12 protein-coding genes are annotated in these 15,910 nt (G+C 64.8%); 2 read left to right on the top strand and 10 right to left on the bottom strand.

Annotated elements, in window-relative coordinates:
- Positions 1-121 precede the first annotated feature (121 nt).
- Positions 122-604, top strand: coding sequence for a CinA family protein (locus AC5ZGW_RS21985; RefSeq protein ID WP_130225851.1), 483 nt, complete (start codon positions 122-124; stop codon positions 602-604).
- 161 nt (positions 605-765) lie between these two features.
- Here AC5ZGW_RS21985 and AC5ZGW_RS21980 read toward each other — a convergent pair whose 3' ends face one another.
- The 9 genes from AC5ZGW_RS21980 to AC5ZGW_RS21940 all read right to left on the bottom strand — a co-directional run bounded on the left by AC5ZGW_RS21980 (position 766) and on the right by AC5ZGW_RS21940 (position 11,545).
- A complete protein-coding gene (locus AC5ZGW_RS21980) occupies positions 766-2,073 on the bottom strand; it encodes an HlyD family type I secretion periplasmic adaptor subunit (protein WP_130225850.1) in 1,308 nt (435 codons plus the stop codon).
- On the bottom strand, positions 2,070-3,815 hold the full coding sequence (locus tag AC5ZGW_RS21975; protein WP_130225849.1) for a type I secretion system permease/ATPase: 1,746 nt from the start codon (positions 3,813-3,815) through the stop codon (positions 2,070-2,072). The genes AC5ZGW_RS21980 and AC5ZGW_RS21975 overlap by 4 nt, the downstream gene beginning before the upstream one ends.
- 228 nt (positions 3,816-4,043) lie before the next feature.
- Positions 4,044-5,036: an ABC transporter ATP-binding protein gene (locus tag AC5ZGW_RS21970; RefSeq protein WP_130225848.1), complete on the bottom strand. Its 993-nt coding sequence runs from the start codon at positions 5,034-5,036 to the stop codon at positions 4,044-4,046.
- On the bottom strand, positions 5,033-6,445 hold the full coding sequence (locus AC5ZGW_RS21965; protein ID WP_130225847.1) for an amidase: 1,413 nt from the start codon (positions 6,443-6,445) through the stop codon (positions 5,033-5,035). The genes AC5ZGW_RS21970 and AC5ZGW_RS21965 overlap by 4 nt, the downstream gene beginning before the upstream one ends.
- Positions 6,442-6,639: a hypothetical protein gene (locus AC5ZGW_RS21960; protein WP_130225846.1), complete on the bottom strand. Its 198-nt coding sequence runs from the start codon at positions 6,637-6,639 to the stop codon at positions 6,442-6,444. The genes AC5ZGW_RS21965 and AC5ZGW_RS21960 overlap by 4 nt, the downstream gene beginning before the upstream one ends.
- Complete coding sequence (locus tag AC5ZGW_RS21955) at positions 6,636-7,694, bottom strand: ABC transporter ATP-binding protein (protein ID WP_165435207.1); 1,059 nt, start codon at positions 7,692-7,694, stop codon at positions 6,636-6,638. Before AC5ZGW_RS21955 ends, AC5ZGW_RS21960 begins: the two co-directional genes overlap by 4 nt.
- A gap of 185 nt (positions 7,695-7,879) precedes the next feature.
- Entirely contained in the window at positions 7,880-8,767 is an 888-nt protein-coding gene (locus tag AC5ZGW_RS21950) for an ABC transporter permease (RefSeq protein WP_130225845.1), read from the bottom strand.
- Positions 8,768-8,771: 4 nt separating this feature from the next.
- On the bottom strand, positions 8,772-9,725 hold the full coding sequence (locus tag AC5ZGW_RS21945) for an ABC transporter permease (protein ID WP_130225844.1): 954 nt from the start codon (positions 9,723-9,725) through the stop codon (positions 8,772-8,774).
- 188 nt (positions 9,726-9,913) lie between these two features.
- Complete coding sequence (locus AC5ZGW_RS21940; RefSeq protein WP_463327367.1) at positions 9,914-11,545, bottom strand: ABC transporter substrate-binding protein; 1,632 nt, start codon at positions 11,543-11,545, stop codon at positions 9,914-9,916.
- Between the two features lie 235 nt (positions 11,546-11,780).
- Between AC5ZGW_RS21940 and AC5ZGW_RS21935 the strand changes: the two genes are divergently transcribed.
- Positions 11,781-13,388 (top strand): ABC transporter substrate-binding protein, encoded by a 1,608-nt coding sequence (locus AC5ZGW_RS21935; protein WP_130225842.1) that lies wholly within the window; start codon positions 11,781-11,783, stop codon positions 13,386-13,388.
- A gap of 215 nt (positions 13,389-13,603) precedes the next feature.
- Here the strand turns inward: AC5ZGW_RS21935 and AC5ZGW_RS21930 are convergent, their stop codons facing one another.
- Positions 13,604-15,832, bottom strand: coding sequence for a CHASE2 domain-containing protein (locus AC5ZGW_RS21930; RefSeq protein WP_130225841.1), 2,229 nt, complete (start codon positions 15,830-15,832; stop codon positions 13,604-13,606).
- Positions 15,833-15,910: the final 78 nt, after the last annotated feature.

Below are 15,910 nucleotides of genomic sequence, written 5' to 3'. Positions count from 1 at the left end.
GATTGCTCTGCATTCAAGCAGGCCTGCCTTTGGCCCGCAACTCGGCAGGAGCCGAAGTGGTGTGCTAGGAAGGCAGGACGCCCCGGAGAATTTTCATGGCAAACAACAAGAGAGGCGGCCGATGAACGAACTGGTGTCCATTGCGGAAAAGATCGCCGCGAAACTGATCGAGCGAAAGCAGACGATTGCAGTGGCGGAATCCTCGACCGGCGGCCTGATCTCGGCCGCGCTGCTCGCCGTGCCCGGCGCTTCGGCCTATTTCATCGGCGGCGGCGTGATCTACACCCGCGATGCGCGGCGCGCGCTGATGGACATTCCCAACGAGACGATGAAGGGCATCCGCTCGGCATCGGAACCTTACGCAAAGCTGCTCGCGAGCCAGATCCGCACGCGCCTTGCGACCGACTGGGGCCTCTCCGAAACCGGCGCGGCGGGCCCCACCGGCAATCGCTACGGCGACGCGGCGGGCCATAGCTGCATGGCGGTGGCGGGACCTGTGGAGACGGTGATCACGCTCGAGACCGCGAGCTGCGACCGGCAAGCCAACATGCAGGCGTTTGCGAAGGCGGCGCTGAGTTTGCTGTTGGAGAATTTGTCGCGGTAACGGGGCGTGTGTGGCCGCGCCGGTGGCCTCATGGTTCGAGACGCCCGCTTCGCGGCTCCTCACCATGAGGGTCAGGCCTGTCCCATCCTTCAGGACCATCCCCTCATCCTGAGGAGCCGCGCAAGCGGCGTCTCGGAGCATGAGGCCCCGCTGCGCAACTATCACTTCTCCCGGAACGAGCGCATGAACTGGTCGCTCAAGGGCTTCATCAAATAGGACAGCATGGTGCGGTCTCCGGTCTGAACAAAAGCTTCGACCGGCATGCCAGGGATGATCTTGACGTCTCCGAGGCGCTTGATCTCGTCCGACGGCATCGAGACGCGGATGGTGTAGAAGCTTTGCCCCGTGCGCTGGTCGGTGGTGACGTCGGCCGAGACGCGGGTGACGACGCCGCTGATCTCCGGCGTAGTGCGCTGATTGAAGGCCGACAGGCGCAGAAGCGTCTTCTGGCCGATCTGCAGCTTGTCGATATCCTGCGGATTGACCTTGGCCTCCACCGAGAGAGCATCAGCCTGCGGCACGATCATCATGATGGCATCGCCCGCGGTGATCACGCCGCCGACGGTGTGCACCGTCGACTGCAGCACCATGCCGTCCTGCGGTGCGCGGATATCGATGCGGCGGAGCTGGTCTTCGGCGGTCACCTTGCGCTCCACGAATTCGCCGATCTTGTCGTTGGTCTCGCGCAGATCCTTGGAGACCTCGGCCAGCATGTCCTTGTCGACCTGGATGATCTGCAGCTCGGTCTCGGTGATCTTGCCCTTGGCCTGCGCGCGGGCGGCGATGTATTGCGCACGCTCGCCGGCAAGCCGCGCGGCGTCGCGCTCGAGCGTGGTCAGCCGCGTGAGCTGCACGAGATGCTGGTCAAACAGCTGCCGGACGCCGACCAGCTCCTTCTGCACCAGCTCGATCTCCTTGTCCTTGGCAGCCTCCTGCGCCTTCAGACCCTCGATCTCCTCGTTGAGCTGGGTGACGCGCTCGCGCAGTTGCGCCTTCTGGCCGATGCGGCCGTTGACGCGGACCTCGAACAGCTTGGTTTCGCTCGCCAGGACGTCGCGGACGTCGGGATCCTCGGCGCGGCCGGCCAGGGCTTTCGGAAAGGCGATCTTGTCGCGGCCCTGTTGCTCGGCCTCCAGACGCGCCGCGCGCGCATAGAGCCCGTTGAGCGTCTTGACCACGATCGCAAGGCTCGCTTTCACCACCGTCTCGTCCAGCCGCACCACGATATCGCCGGTCTTGACGAGATCGCCGTCGCGCACGCGGACTTCGCCGACCACGCCGCCGGTCGGGTGCTGCACCTTCTTGACGTTGGAATCGACCACCACCGAACCCGGCGCAATCAAGGCGCCCGAGATCGGCACAGTAGAGGCCCAGCCGCCGAAGCCGCCCGCCACCACCAGCACGACGACGAGGCCCACGATCAGATGCAGCCGGATCGAGCGTCGCGCCCCGCGCAATTCTTCGCTCATGATTTGGCTCCCGCGTCGGAGACGATCTTGATCGGCGGCGCCGGCGCGACGCGCGGCTGCAGCACCTGCGCCAGCACGGTTTCCTTCGGGCCAAAGGCCTGCATGCGGCCTTCCTTCAGCACCAGGATCTGGTCGACACCCTCGATCCCGATCGGCCGGTGCGCCACCACCACCACAATGGCGCCGCGCTCGCGCGCCGAGCGCACCGCCCGCGTCAGCGCCTCGTCGCCTTCGCTATCGAGATTGGAGTTCGGCTCGTCCAGCACGATCAGGAACGGATCGCCATAGAGCGCGCGCGCCAGCGCGATCCGCTGCGCCTGGCCGGCCGACAGCGCCGTGCCGTGCTCGCCGACTTGCGTGTCGTAGCCCTCGCGCATCTTGATGATCATCTCGTGCACGCCGGCCTCCTTGGCGGCGGCGATGATGTCGTCCGACTTCGCCTCGGAATCGAAGCGACAGATGTTCTGCGCCACCGTGCCCGCGAACAGTTCGACGTCCTGCGGCAGATAGCCGACGTAGCGGCCCAGCACGTCCGGCGACCATTGGTCGAGCGCGGCGCCATCGAGCCGCACCTTGCCGCGAAACGGCATCCAGACGCCGACCAGCGCGCGCACCAGCGATGACTTGCCTGAGCCGCTGGGACCGATGATGCCGACGCCACTGCCGGCTTCGAGCGCGAACGCCACTTCGGCCACGATCACCCGCTGGTCGCCCGGTGCCGCAAGCGAGACGGCCTCGACCGACAGCCGTTTGGTCGGCGCCTGCAGCAAGGTCTGAGTGCCGGCCGGCGGCATCTGCTGCAGCAGGCGGCTGAGACGCTCCCAGCTCTGCCGCGCGGCGACAAACGCCTTCCAATGCGCGATCGCGAGATCGATCGGCGCCAGCGCGCGGGCGCTGAGGATGGAACCCGCGATGATGATGCCGCCAGTCGCCTCCTGGAAGATGACGAGATAAGCGCCGACCGCGAGCACCGCGGACTGCAGCATCATGCGCAACACCTTGGCGACCGCGCCGAGGCCGCCGGCGACGTCGCTCGCGCGCTGGTTGCCCGCGAGATAATTCTCATTGGCCTCGCTCCAGCGCCGCTGCAGCCGGCCGGACATGCCCATCGCAACCAGCACTTCGGCATTGCGGCGGCTCGACGCGGCGAGATCATTGCGACGGGCGGCGAGCGTCATCGCCTCCTTGGCAGGTCTGCGCGACATGAATTCGGTGACCAGCGTCAGCGTGATCAGGATGATCGCGCCGACCAGCGCGGTGACGCCGAGCAGCCAGTGGAAGGCGAAGCAGATCGCCATATAGAGCGGCAGCCACGGCAGGTCGAAGAACGCGCCCGGCCCCTGGCTGCCGAGAAACGATCTGACATTGTCGAGATCGCGCAATGGCTGCAGGCCTTCGGTGCGATTGCCCATGACGAGCGGCAGGCGCACGATGGTGTCGAACACACGCGCGTTGATCGCCTCGTCCAGCGAGGTGCCGATCCGCCCCAGGATCCGTCCGCGCAGGAGATCAAGCATCCCCTGCGCGATGTAAAGCCCGGCAGCGAGCACGACCAGGCCGACCAGGGTCGGCACGCTCCGGCTCGGCAGCACGCGGTCGTAGACCTCCAGCATGAAGATCGAGCCGGTCAGATAGAGGACGTTGATCACGCAGCTCATCAGGCCGACGCCGATGAAGGCGGCGCGGCACGCGCGCAACGCATCGCCGAGTTCGGAACGCCGGACGCCGGGAGCGGCTGCCATGAATGCTTATCTCTGCAAAAAGGGTCAAGTATTGACCACGTTTTACCGATGTTTGTGGCCAGCGTCTATTTATGTCGCGGCAGGCGCATTCTCGTTGCGTTAATTTCGGCACAGTTCCGCACCGCGCAACCGTCCAGGAAGGTTAATGACGGCCCGGCTTCGTAGCCCGGGTGGAGCGGAACGCGCAACCCGGGACAACTGCGTCGGCGTTGGCGAGTGGTCCCCGGGTTACGCTAGCGCTTCACCCGGGCTACGGAGAGAGACTTCGGCGAGCACGCAGCGCGCGATACGGTCCGGCGCCACCTGAACGGCGGCCGGCAACTGCTCGGAGCAGCGCGGCTGCGCCAGGCTGCAGCGCGGCGCGAAGGAGCAACTGGTCGGCGCGCGGTCAAGCGAGGGCGGCGTGCCCGGAATCGTCTCCAGCAGCTCCCCGCGCTTGGCACCATGGATGGTCGAGGCGAGCAGGCCCTTGGCGTAGGGGTGGACCGGGGAACGCACGATGCCGCGGAGACTGCCCTGCTCGACGATCTGCCCGGCATACATGACCGCGACGCGGTCGCAGATCTCGATCGCGACCCCGATGTCGTGGGTCACGAAGATCACGGACATGCCGAATTCGCGCTGCAATTCGCGCAGCAGCAGCAGGATCTGGATTTGCACGGTGGCATCGAGCGCGGTGGTCGGCTCGTCCGCGAGCAGGATCTTCGGCTTGCAGGCGAGCGCGAGCGCGATCATCGCGCGCTGGCGCATGCCGCCCGACATCTCGTGCGGATAGGAGTCGAGCCGGCGCTTGGCGGAGGGAATGCGCACCACCTCCAGCATCTCGAGCGCACGCGCCGTCGCCTCGCGCTCGCTCTTGCCCTCATGCCGCATCACGGTTTCCGCGATCTGGCGGCCGATGGTGTAGACCGGATCAAGCGCAAGCGCCGGCTCCTGGAAGATCATCGAGACGGTCTGGCCGCGAAAATTCGACAGCGCCTCGTCGTCCATCCCGAGCACGTCCTGTCCCAGCACCTTGACGCTGCCCGAAATCTGCGTCCGCTTCTTCGGCAACAGCCGCATCAGCGCGCGCAGCGTGACGCTCTTGCCGGAGCCGGACTCGCCGAGCAGGCCGAGCACCTCGCCCTCACGAAGCGACAGGCTGAGGTCATTGACGGCGTGCACCGTGCGTTCGCCGGTGAAGCGGATGTTGAGATTCCGGACTTCGACAAGATTGGTCATGCGAGCTTCGGCACCTTGGCGTGGAAATCGGTGGCCCGCTGGAACGCCGCGCCGATGCGAAGCAGCACGGCTTCCTCGAAGGAGCGGCCGATCAGTTGCATGCCGACCGGGAGCCCCGTGCGGGTGAAGCCCGAGGGGATCGCCAGCGACGGCAGGCCGAGATAGTTGACCGGGCGGGTGAAGCGCGTCAGCCGCTGGATCACCGCTTCGGCGCCAGGGCCGTTGCCGACATCGCTCTCGGCGATGGTGGGCGCAGGCACCGGCGCTGCCGGCGCGATCACCGCATCCACGCCGGCGACCGCGGCATTATAGGCGGCGAGCGCCGGACCGCGCCAGCGCATCGCCTCGAGATAGCTGACGGCGGGAACGGCGAGCCCGTTCTGCAGCCGCATCAACACCTGCGCGCCGTAATCCTGCGGACGCTCGATCATCCAGCGCTTGTGGAAGGCGGCCGCCTCGGCGGCAAGCACGAGCTGGGATGCCGAACTGAGCTGGCGCTGGTCGGGCAACTCGACCTTCATGACTTCCGCGCCCTCCCGCTTGAGAACGGCGATGGTCTCGTCGAGGATGCGCGCCACCTCGGAATCGAGATCGTCGACGTAGAATGCGGTGGGCAGGCCGATCTTGAGGCCTTTCAGCGAGCCCTTGGTCGCTTCCAGATAGTCCGGCACCGGCAGCGTCGAGGCGGTCGGATCCTCGGGGTCGCTACCCGCCATCAGGCCGAGCAGCAGCGCGCAATCCTCAGCCGTTTGCGCCAAGGGGCCGACGGTGTCGAGCGATTGCGACAGCGGCATTGCACCGGCGCGGCTGACGCGCCCGACGGTCGTCTTCAGTCCGGTGACGCCGCAGAAATGCGCGGGCATCCGGACCGAGCCGCCGGTGTCCGATCCCAGCGCCGCGGAGGTCAACCTTGCTGCGACCGCCGAGCCGGAGCCGGAGGAGGAGCCGCCGGTGATATGAGCTACGTTCCAGGGATTACGGACGGGGCCGTAATGCACATTGTGGCCGGTCGGGCCGTAGGCGAACTCGACCATCTGCAGCGAGCCGAGCCGGATGCTGCCGGCATCCTTCAATCGCTGCAGCGCGGTCGCCGTGGTCTTGGCGACAAAGTCACGGCGGATCAGCGAACCGCAGGTCACGACCTTGCCGGCCTCGTAATACATGTCCTTGTGAGCGAGCGGCACGCCGTGCAGCACACCGCGGCTCTTGCCCTTCGCGAGTTCCGCATCCGCTTGGTCGGCGGCGGCGAGCGCCTGTTCGGATTCGATCGCCAGGAAGGCATTGAGCTTGGGCTGCCATTCCGCGATGCGGTGCAGCAAGGCTCGCGTCACCTCGCGCGAGGAGACTTTCTTCTCGGCGATCGCTTTCGCGACCGCAGTCAGCGACATCAAGGCGAGTTCGCTGCTCATTTCGACACCTTCGCGGTCTGCGCGAGCAGGAAGCTCGCGGGCTCGAGATCGAACGGCAGCGTGCCGGCGACCGGCGCGAAGCCGGCGAAGGCCGGGCTGATCGAATTGGAAATGCGCGCGGCAGCTTCGCCGTCGATGGGAACGCCCGCGACGTCGGCCATCGCCGTAGCTTCCTTCGGACTGGGTTTCGTCATGCCGCCTCTTCCTCCCTTGCCGGTGCGCGGCTGTGCCCCGAGCCCGGAATAGCCATGTAGCACGCCGCCTGATGACCCGTACTATCGAGCGTGGTCAATTGTGGAGTGGCTTTTGCGCAGAGCGGCTCCGCAAACGGGCAGCGGGTGTGAAACCGGCAGCCCGGCGGCGGATCGATCGGGTTCGGCGGATCGCCCGAGATCGGCGGCACCTCGGTCCGCTTGTCCGGATCGGAGGATGGCATCGCAGCCAGCAGTGCGCGCGTATAAGGATGCGCGGGCTGGTCCCAGACCTTGTCGACCGGGCCGAGCTCGACGACTTCGCCGAGATACATCACCAGCACACGATCGGAGATGTAGCGGACGACATTGAGGTCGTGGCTGATGAAGAGATAGGTCAGGCCGAACTCGCGCTTCAAATCCGCGAGCAGGTTGAGCACCTGCGCCTCAACCGATTTGTCGAGTGCGGAAACGGCTTCATCCAGAATCACGAGCCGCGGCGACAGCGCCAATGCACGCGCGATGTTGACGCGCTGGCGTTGGCCGCCGGAGATTTCGTGCGGATAGCGATTGGCGAAGTTTTCCGGCCGCAGACCCACCTTGCCGAGCAGCTCGCGCGCCAGCGCGCGGGCGACGCTATCTGCCATGCCATGCACCTTCGGACCGAAGGCGATGGATTCCTCGATGGTGAGGCGCGGATTGAGCGAGGCGTAGCTGTCCTGGAACACCATCTGCATGCCCCGGCGCAATTCGCGCAGCGACAGCGCGCGGCCGACCTGCATGCCGTCATAGATGATCTCGCCGGAATCGCGCTTCATCAGGTGCATCAGGAGGCGTGCGGTGGTCGACTTGCCGCAACCGGACTCGCCGACGATGCCGACGGTCTCGCCCTTGGCGATTGCGAAGGAAACGTTATCGACGGCCCGCACGGTCTTGCGCGCACTGAACAATTCGCCGCGCACAGGGAAGTGCTTGGTCAGGCCTTTCACCTGAAGCAATGGCTGCGCGGCGCCACCGACGTCCTCGATCGGAGTGAGCATGTCGACTGGGTTACTCATGCGGGGCCTCCAGGTTCACCTCTCCCCACTGGGGAGAGGTCGGCGCGCAGCGCCGGGTGAGGGGGTGCCGGTCCCTCGATGGAGCGTAACCCCTCACCCGGATCGCATCTCGCGATGCGATCCCACCTCTCCCTTTGGGAGAGGTGGGGACCGCTGCGGAGATAGCTCTAGTCGATCTCATCGCTTTAGTTCCTGATGTCCATGGCGCTGCGCATGCCGTCGCTCAGCAGGTTGAAGCAGATCGAGACGGCGAAGATCATCACGCCCGGCAGCGCCGCGACCCAGGGATTGACGTAGATCGCCGTGCGCAGCGTGTTCAGCATCAGGCCCCATTCCGGCTCCGGCGGCTTGGTGCCGAGGCCAAGGAACGACAAGCCTGCGGCGAGGATCATCGATACCGAGATCAGGCCGGTGGCGTAGACGAAGATCGGACCCAGCACATTGCCGAGCATGTGCACGCGCATGATGGTGAGCGGACCGGCACCGGAGGCGCGCGCGGCTTCGACGAAATCCATGTTGCGTACGCCGGTGGTGACGCTTTCGGCAACGCGGGTGATCTGCGGCACGAACACGACGGTGAGCGATACGATGGAGTTGACGATGCCCGCGCCCAGCGCTCCGGAGATCGCGATCGCCAGCAGCACCGAGGGGAAGGCGTAGAACACGTCGATGGTGCGCATGATCGCGGTATTGAGCTTGCCGCCGACATAACCCGCGACCAGCCCGAGGCCGGTGCCGATCACGAAGGCCAAGATCACGGGCAGGATGCCGATGATCAGCGACAGCCGCCCGCCATAGACCAGACGCGACAGCATATCGCGGCCGAGCTCGTCGGTGCCGAGCAGATAGCCTGGCGTACCGATGTGGCGCAGGCGGCGGATCATCGAGCCCTGGTAGGGATCGGCGAGCCCGAGCCATGGCGCCAACAGTGCCGCTGCAAAGATCAGGATCAGAATGAGCGCGCAGGCCATGCTGACCTTGTCGCGCATGATGCGGCGGCCGACGGTGGCCCAATAGCCGCGCGCCTTCGTCGCGGGGGCTGCTTGCAGTGCGAGATCGGTGATCGTGCTCATCGCGCTAGCCTCGCTTGATCCGCGGGTCGATCGCGGCCTGCGTGATATCGACCAGGAGGTTGAGCAGCACGAAGAACAGCGCCAGCACCAGGATCGTGCCCTGCAACAGCGGCAGGTCGCGCTGGAAGATCGCGGAGTTGAGCAGCAGTCCCGAGCCCGGCCAGGAGAACACGGTCTCGATCAGGATCGAGCCCCCGAGCATGTAGCCGAGTTGCAATCCCATCACCGCGAGCGCGGTGGGGGCCGCGTTCTTGATGACGTGGCGGAACACGTTGGTCTCGCGCAGGCCCTTGGCGCGCAAGGCCTCGACGAAATCCTGCGACAGGATATCACCGGTCAGCGCGCGCACCGTGCGGGTGACGATGCCCATCGGGATCACCGAGCTCGTGACCGCAGGCAGGATCAGGTAGCGCAAATGATCCCAGTCCCACGCCCACGCACCGGAGCCGCCAGGACCAGCGCCGACCGCGGGCAGCCAGTTGAGCTGCACCGAGAAGATGATCACCAGCACCATGCCGAGCCAGTAATGCGGCACCGAGACGCCGGCGATCGCAAACGAAGTCGCGAGCTTGTCGATCCAGCTATCGCGGAAATAGCCGGCGATCAGCCCGAACAATAGCCCGAGCGTGAAGCCGATCATCGCCGCAAAAATCGCGAGCGTCACGGTATTGCCGACGGCGCGCATCACTTCCGACAGCACGGGCCGGCCGGTCGCGATGGAACTGCCGAGATCACCGTGCACAGCGCGCCACAGCCATAGCCCGAACTGCACCGGCAGCGGACGGTCGAAGCCATACGCGGTGCGCAATTGCTGCGCCAGCTCCTGCGAGGCGTCGGCCGGCAGCACCGCGACCAGGGGATCGCCGGGCGTGATGTGCACGAGCAGGAAACACACCAGCGCGACGCTGATGACGATCGGGATCACATAGACGATGCGTCTGGCGATATAGGTAAACACGAGCGTTACTCTGATTTGTGCATGCGTCTCTCATCCGTCATGGCCGGGCTTGTCCCGGCCATCCACGCCTATCCACTTGCCCCAGTTACTCCGGGGCGCCCGCAGGGCGAACCCGGAATGACAAAGCAAGAAGGGCGTGGATGCCCGGGTCAAGCCCGGGCATGACGAAGGATAGAGCAGTGCAGGCCTTACTGCGTCATCGAGACCGGCGAAAAATCGACGAACCAGCTCTTCGGCTGCACGAAACCCTTGACCTTCGGGCTCATCGCGCGCGGCGCAACGTCGTGGGCGACGTAAAGGAACGCCGCATCATCGACGGAGGCCGCATGCAGCTCGGCGAGCGCCGCATCGCGCGCGGCGGGATCGAAGCTCTGGCGGGCCTTGGTCACGAGTTCATCGAACTTGGGGTTATTGATATAGCCCCAATTGTTCGACACCGGCGGCGCCATCGACGATTGCAGGAAGCGCACCAGCGCGAAGAACGGGTCCATCGCCGCATAGGTGACGTTGGTGGCGTTGGAGCCATTGGCGGTCGGGTCCTTGGCACCGCGTCGCCAATTGGTGAACAGCGTGTTCCATTCGATCACGTCGAGCTGCACGTCGAAATAGCATTCGGCGAGCGCCTGCTGCAGATATTCGTTCATCGGCAATGGCAGCATCTGGCCAGAACCTGAAGCAGAGGTCTGGATCTTCACCGTCAGCTTCTTGTTCGGACCGTAGCCTGCTTCCTGCATCAGCTTCTGCGCGGCAGGCTTGTCATACTTGATCTGGAAGGTCGGATTGCCGCGCCAGGGATGGCCCGGCTCGAAGGTGCCAGTCGCGGGCACCATCAACCCGGCAAGCAGGCCGTCGCGCAGACCTTCACGATCGACACAGAGATTGGCGGCCTTGCGGACGCGAATGTCGTTCCACGGCGAGCCCTCGATGCGGGAGAACTGCCAGGGCCAGACATGCGGCTCTTCATTGCTGTAGAGCACGAAGCCGCGCTGCTTGATCTCGGGCAGCGCATCCGGCGCCGGCGCCTCGACCCAGTCGACCTGACCGGAGAGCAGCGCCGCAGTGCGCGCATTGGCTTCCGGCATCGGCAGCAGCACCATCTTGTCGACCTTCGGAACGCGCGCCTTGTCCCAATAGGCAGCGTTCTTGGCGAGTTCGAGCCGCTCGCGCGGCGTGAATTTCGTCATCTTCCACGGCCCGGTGCCGGAGGCGTCCTTGGCGAACGCGGCCCAGGCGGCCTGCGATTTCGCCTTGGCGTCGGCGCCTTCGGAGGTGTCATAGAACTTCTGCCACTTTGCCGGGCTCGCCATGAACAGATTGGTCAGGTTGATCGGCAGGAAGCTGTCCGGCTCCTTGGTGGTGAGTTCGACCGTCATGTCGTCGATCTTGCGGGCCGAGGCCAGCGTCGGCATGCGCGAGGCGGTGACGCCGACCTGGCTCGGATCGAACTGCGGTGCATCCTGCTTGAGCACCTTGTCGACATTCCAGACAACGGCATCGGCATTGAACGGCGAGCCGTCATGGAAGGTGACGGCGGGGCGCAGCTTGAAGATCCATTTCTTCTTGTCGGCATCGTCGACCTTCCACTCGGTCGCAAGGCCGGGAATGACGACGCTCGCCTTGTCTGATGACGACAAGTCCCACATCGTCAGCGCATCGTACATCGTGAGCCCGGTGAAGCGGTTGCCTTCGAAGCCCTGATCGGGCTGCCCGAGCGTGCGCGGAATATCGGCAGCGGTCATGCCGATGCGCAGCACCGTTTCGGCGCCGGCCGCGCGCGGCAGGCCCGCCAGCGCAATCGCCAGCGCTGCGGCCAGCGCCATCGTTCTGGTTTTCTCAGTACGCATCTCAAGGTCCCTTCTTCAACTTCGGGTGATTAATTGTTGGGCAATCGTATGCAATGCCTGTGCCAAGGGGAATAGTTCTGCAGGAAATCGCCCTTGGATGCGTCGATTCTTCTCAGTCCATGCTGCGGGACGGAAATATGTGCCTATTCTGGCATCAAGCTTGCTTGGTTGGCATCCGGTATTCGGAATACGTCAACGGAGCTTCAGTAACATGCGCACCCGATATTCGATTCTGCTAGCCGCTTTGGCGCTTGCCATCGGCGCAGGCTGGAGCGCCAAGCCGGCGCAAGCCGAATCCGTGGTGCGCTACGGAATCTCGATGGCGGATATCCCGCTCACGACCGGCCAGCCCGATCGCGGCGCCGGTGCCTATCAATTCACCGCCTATACGATCTACGATCCACTCGTCGCCTGGGAGATGGACGTGGCCGACCGGCCGGGAAAGCTGGTGCCGGGCCTCGCCACGGAATGGAAAGTCGACGACAAAGACAAGACCAAGTGGCGCTTCACGCTGCGCAAGGGCGTCAAGTTCCATGACGGCAGCGAGTTCAACGCCGACGCCGTGATCTGGAATCTCGACAAGGTGCTGAACGACAAGGCACCGCAATTCGACAAGCGGCAGAGCGCGCAGGTCAAGACCCGCCTGCCCTCGGTTGCGAGCTATGCCAAGATCGACGATTTCACCGTGGAGATCACGACCAAGACGGTCGACTCTTTCTTCCCCTATCAGATGCTCTGGTTCCTGGTCTCGAGCCCCGCGCAATATGAAAAGCTCGGCAAAGACTGGGACAAGTTCGCCAGCCAGCCCTCCGGCACCGGCCCGTTCAAATTGACCAAGCTGGTGCCGCGCGAACTCGCCGAGCTCACCAAGAACGACGATTACTGGAACAAGAAGCGCATTCCGAAGGTCGACAAGATGGTGCTGATCCCGATGCCGGAAGCATTGACCCGCACCAACGCGCTGCTCGCGGGCCAGGTCGACCTGATCGAGACGCCGGCGCCGGACGCCGTGCCGCAGCTCAAGGCCGCCGGCATGAAGATCGTCGACAACGTCACCCCGCATGTCTGGAACTATCATCTGAGCGTATTGCCCGGCTCGCCCTGGACCGACATCCGCCTGCGCAAGGCGCTCAACCTCGCGATCGATCGCGATGCCGTGGTCGGGCTGATGAACGGACTGGCAAAACCTGCCAAGGGCCAGGTGGACCCGTCGAGCCCATGGTTCGGCAAGCCGAGCTTCGACATCAAATATGATCTCGCCGCTGCCAAGAAGCTGGTGCAGGAAGCCGGTTACTCCAAGGAGAAACCGCTGAAGACGACCTTCATCATCGCCCAGGGCGGCACCGGACAGATGCTGTCGCTGCCGATGAACGAATTCCTGCAGCAGAGCTTCAAGGAGATCGGCATCGACGTCGACTTCAAGGTGGTCGAGCTCGAGACTCTCTATACACATTGGCGCAAGGGCGCAGCCGACGAGATGAACGCCGGCATCACCGCCAACAACATCGCCTATGTGACCTCGGACCCGCTCTACGCGATCGTCCGCTTCTTCCATTCCGGCCAGATCGCGCCTGTCGGCGTCAACTGGGGCGGCTACAAGAACCCGAAGGTCGATGCGCTGATCGACGAGGCCAAGCAGACCTTCGACACCACCAAGCAGGACGAGCTATTGGCGCAGGCGCATGCGCTGATCGTCGACGACGCCGTGCTGGTGTGGGTGGTGCACGACACCAACCCGCATGCGCTCTCGCCCAAGGTGAAGACCTTCGTGCAGGCGCAGCACTGGTTTCAGGACCTGACGCAGATCGGGCTGGAGTGACTCTGCCGTAGATAGCGTTGTCATTCCGGGGCGCGCGCAGCGCGAGCCCGGAATCCACCGGACCGCAGGCGATGGCGGAAAAATGGATTCCGGGTTCGATGCTTCGCATCGCCCCGGAATGACGACGCGGAGTCGTAGGGCGGGCAAAGCGCAGCGTGCCCACCATTTCATGCGGTGTCCGTGATGGTGGGCACGCTTCGCTTTGCCCACCCGCGCTACTTCGTCAAGAGCGCAAACGCGCCGTTCCAATCTTCCGGGGGCGGGTTCTCGAGAAAATGGCGGATGCGGGCTTCGTAGAGATTGTACAGACGCTCCAGCGCATGGCCCTCGTCGGTCTTGCGGCCGCGCTCGATCGCGGCGAGCGCGCCTTGCCAGTCGCGGCCGCGGTAGCAGGCCAGCATCTCGATCGTGAGATTGCGCAGGCGCTGGAAGCGTCCGGACTGCGCGATGTCATCGCGGCCGGCAATCGCATAGATCACCTCCGGCTCCTTCTTGCCCTTGACCATGATGAAGTCGAGTTCGAGGATCGCGAACTTCTCCTTCGCGGCGAGTGCAGTCTGCGACCCCACGATGATGGGAAAACCGTATTCCTTGGACTGTCCCTCCAAGCGCGAAGCGAGATTGACGCTGTCGCCGAGCACCGAATAGTCGAAGCGCAGGTCGGAGCCCATATTGCCGACCACGCAGACGCCGGTGTTGAGGCCGATGCCGACATTGAGCGGGATGTAGACGTGGCCGCCGGCGTCGGCCTCCTCCTTGCGCAGCCTGTTGAGCTCATTGATGCGCTCGAGCATGTCGATCGCGGCCTCACAGGCGTTGATCTCGTGCTCCTTGTCGTCAAGCGGCGCGTTCCAGAACGCCATGATCGCATCGCCCATATATTTGTCGATCGTTCCCTTGCGGGCGAGGATCGCATTGGTGAGCGGCGTCAGGAAGCGGTTCATCAGGGCGGTCAGTCCCTGCGGATCGTGCTTGTAGGATTCCGAGATCGTGGTGAAACCGCGGACGTCGGAGAACATGATGGTCATTTCGCGCTCCTCGCCGCCGAGCACGAGTTTCTCCGGCGATTGCGCGAGCTGTTCGACCAGCGCAGGCGACATGTACTGGGCGAATGCGCCGCGGATCTGCTTCCGCTGCTGCTGCTCGCGGACGAAGCTGGAGAAGATCAGCGTGAGATAGATCGCCGTGGTCGACATCAAGGGATAGGTGAAATCGATCAGCAGGCGGTGCTGCGTGTAGAAATACCAGGAGGTGCCTATCAGCGCGGTCGCGAACACCGCACCTAAGCCGACCAGCGTGATCGGCCCGAACAGCGGGGCGAATGCAATCACGAGCAGGCCGAACACCAGCGCGGTCGCGAACTCGAACGCGATGCCGTAGTTCGGCTGCGACACGCTGGCTCCGCTTAGCGCGCTCTCCAGCACCTGAGCATGAATCTCGACGCCAGGCATCGCGGGCGTGACCGGCGTGGTCTTGATATCGTTCAGCCCGACCGACGAGGTGCCGATCAGGACCAGCTTGCCCTGGATCCTCTCCGCCGGCACCCGCCCGTGCAGCACGTCGACCGCCGAGACGTAGATCGAGGGGTCAGCCTGGGCGAAATGCACCCAGAGCTGGCCGTTATGGTCGGTCGGAATCCGCAAGCCGCGGAGCGAGAGGCTCTTGATTCCGGCCTCGTCGGTATCGACCAGCACGGTGCCGGAGCCGGTCGCGACCCGCAGCACCTCGAAACTCAGTGACGGCATGGTCGCGCCTTGCGCCAGCATGATCATCGGCACGCGGCGGACGATGCCGTCGCGCTCGGGCCTGATCGTGAACAGGCCGCGGCCGGCGGCGGCCCCTTCCAGCACGGGGACGTTGCGCAGCAGGCCGGGGAAATCGAACATGAACGGCTGCGGCTCCTCGCCCTTCATGGCGAGCGGCGTCAGCGGCAGCGACTTGTCGAATTCGGCGACCACGAACGGCAGGCCGGAGGCGCCCAGCACCACGCGCGACTTGCCCATCGCCTCCGCCAGGATCTGGTCGTTGCTTGGCAGCGCCCGCAGCTTCGCTCTGGTCTCCTCGTCGAGATTGCGGATCGTGTCGGCGGCGGCATCCGGATTGAGCCGATCAGGCTCGGAGAACACGATGTCGAAGGCGACCACGACCGCGCCAAGCTTGGTCAGGTTGGTGACGAGATCGGCGATCAGCGTGCGCGGCCAGGGAAACTGGCCGAGCTCGGACAGGCTCTGTTCGTCGATATCGACGACGGTGACCGGCCTGATCGTCTTGACCCGGGGCTCGACGACCTGGAAACCGTCAAACGTCCTGACCCGAAGTTCCTCGATCGGCGGGGGATCGAGCACCCTGAGCGCGGCAAAGCCGATCAACAGCGCAACGCAGGCGAGCCGCGCGTAGCCGAAGCGCCGCTTGAACCACCTTCGCAATGCCTTCAGCCGCCTCATACCGTCTCGATATCACGCCCGCGTCGATTGATCACGCCGGGAGTTCTCCACGGGTGCGGTGCACCCAGGCGTGCGGGC

The sequence above is a fragment of the Bradyrhizobium sp. Crot121 genome (genome assembly GCF_059512385.1).
Note: the sequence above shows the minus strand (reverse complement) of the source record. Positions and strands in the feature narration are given on the sequence as shown.

What these genes read in the sequence shown, in the direction of transcription:
- AC5ZGW_RS21930 (WP_130225841.1), bottom strand. Translation starts at nt 15,832, where the DNA reads ATGAGGCGGCTGAAGGCATTGCGAAGGTGGTTCAAGCGGCGCTTCGGC.
- AC5ZGW_RS21980 (WP_130225850.1), bottom strand. Translation starts at nt 2,073, where the DNA reads ATGAGCGAAGAATTGCGCGGGGCGCGACGCTCGATCCGGCTGCATCTG.
- AC5ZGW_RS21935 (WP_130225842.1), top strand. Translation starts at nt 11,781, where the DNA reads ATGCGCACCCGATATTCGATTCTGCTAGCCGCTTTGGCGCTTGCCATC.
- AC5ZGW_RS21975 (WP_130225849.1), bottom strand. Translation starts at nt 3,815, where the DNA reads ATGGCAGCCGCTCCCGGCGTCCGGCGTTCCGAACTCGGCGATGCGTTG.
- AC5ZGW_RS21950 (WP_130225845.1), bottom strand. Translation starts at nt 8,767, where the DNA reads ATGAGCACGATCACCGATCTCGCACTGCAAGCAGCCCCCGCGACGAAG.
- AC5ZGW_RS21965 (WP_130225847.1), bottom strand. Translation starts at nt 6,445, where the DNA reads ATGAGCAGCGAACTCGCCTTGATGTCGCTGACTGCGGTCGCGAAAGCG.
- AC5ZGW_RS21985 (WP_130225851.1), top strand. Translation starts at nt 122, where the DNA reads ATGAACGAACTGGTGTCCATTGCGGAAAAGATCGCCGCGAAACTGATC.
- AC5ZGW_RS21970 (WP_130225848.1), bottom strand. Translation starts at nt 5,036, where the DNA reads ATGACCAATCTTGTCGAAGTCCGGAATCTCAACATCCGCTTCACCGGC.
- AC5ZGW_RS21940 (WP_463327367.1), bottom strand. Translation starts at nt 11,545, where the DNA reads ATGGCGCTGGCCGCAGCGCTGGCGATTGCGCTGGCGGGCCTGCCGCGC.
- AC5ZGW_RS21955 (WP_165435207.1), bottom strand. Translation starts at nt 7,694, where the DNA reads ATGAGTAACCCAGTCGACATGCTCACTCCGATCGAGGACGTCGGTGGC.
- AC5ZGW_RS21960 (WP_130225846.1), bottom strand. Translation starts at nt 6,639, where the DNA reads ATGACGAAACCCAGTCCGAAGGAAGCTACGGCGATGGCCGACGTCGCG.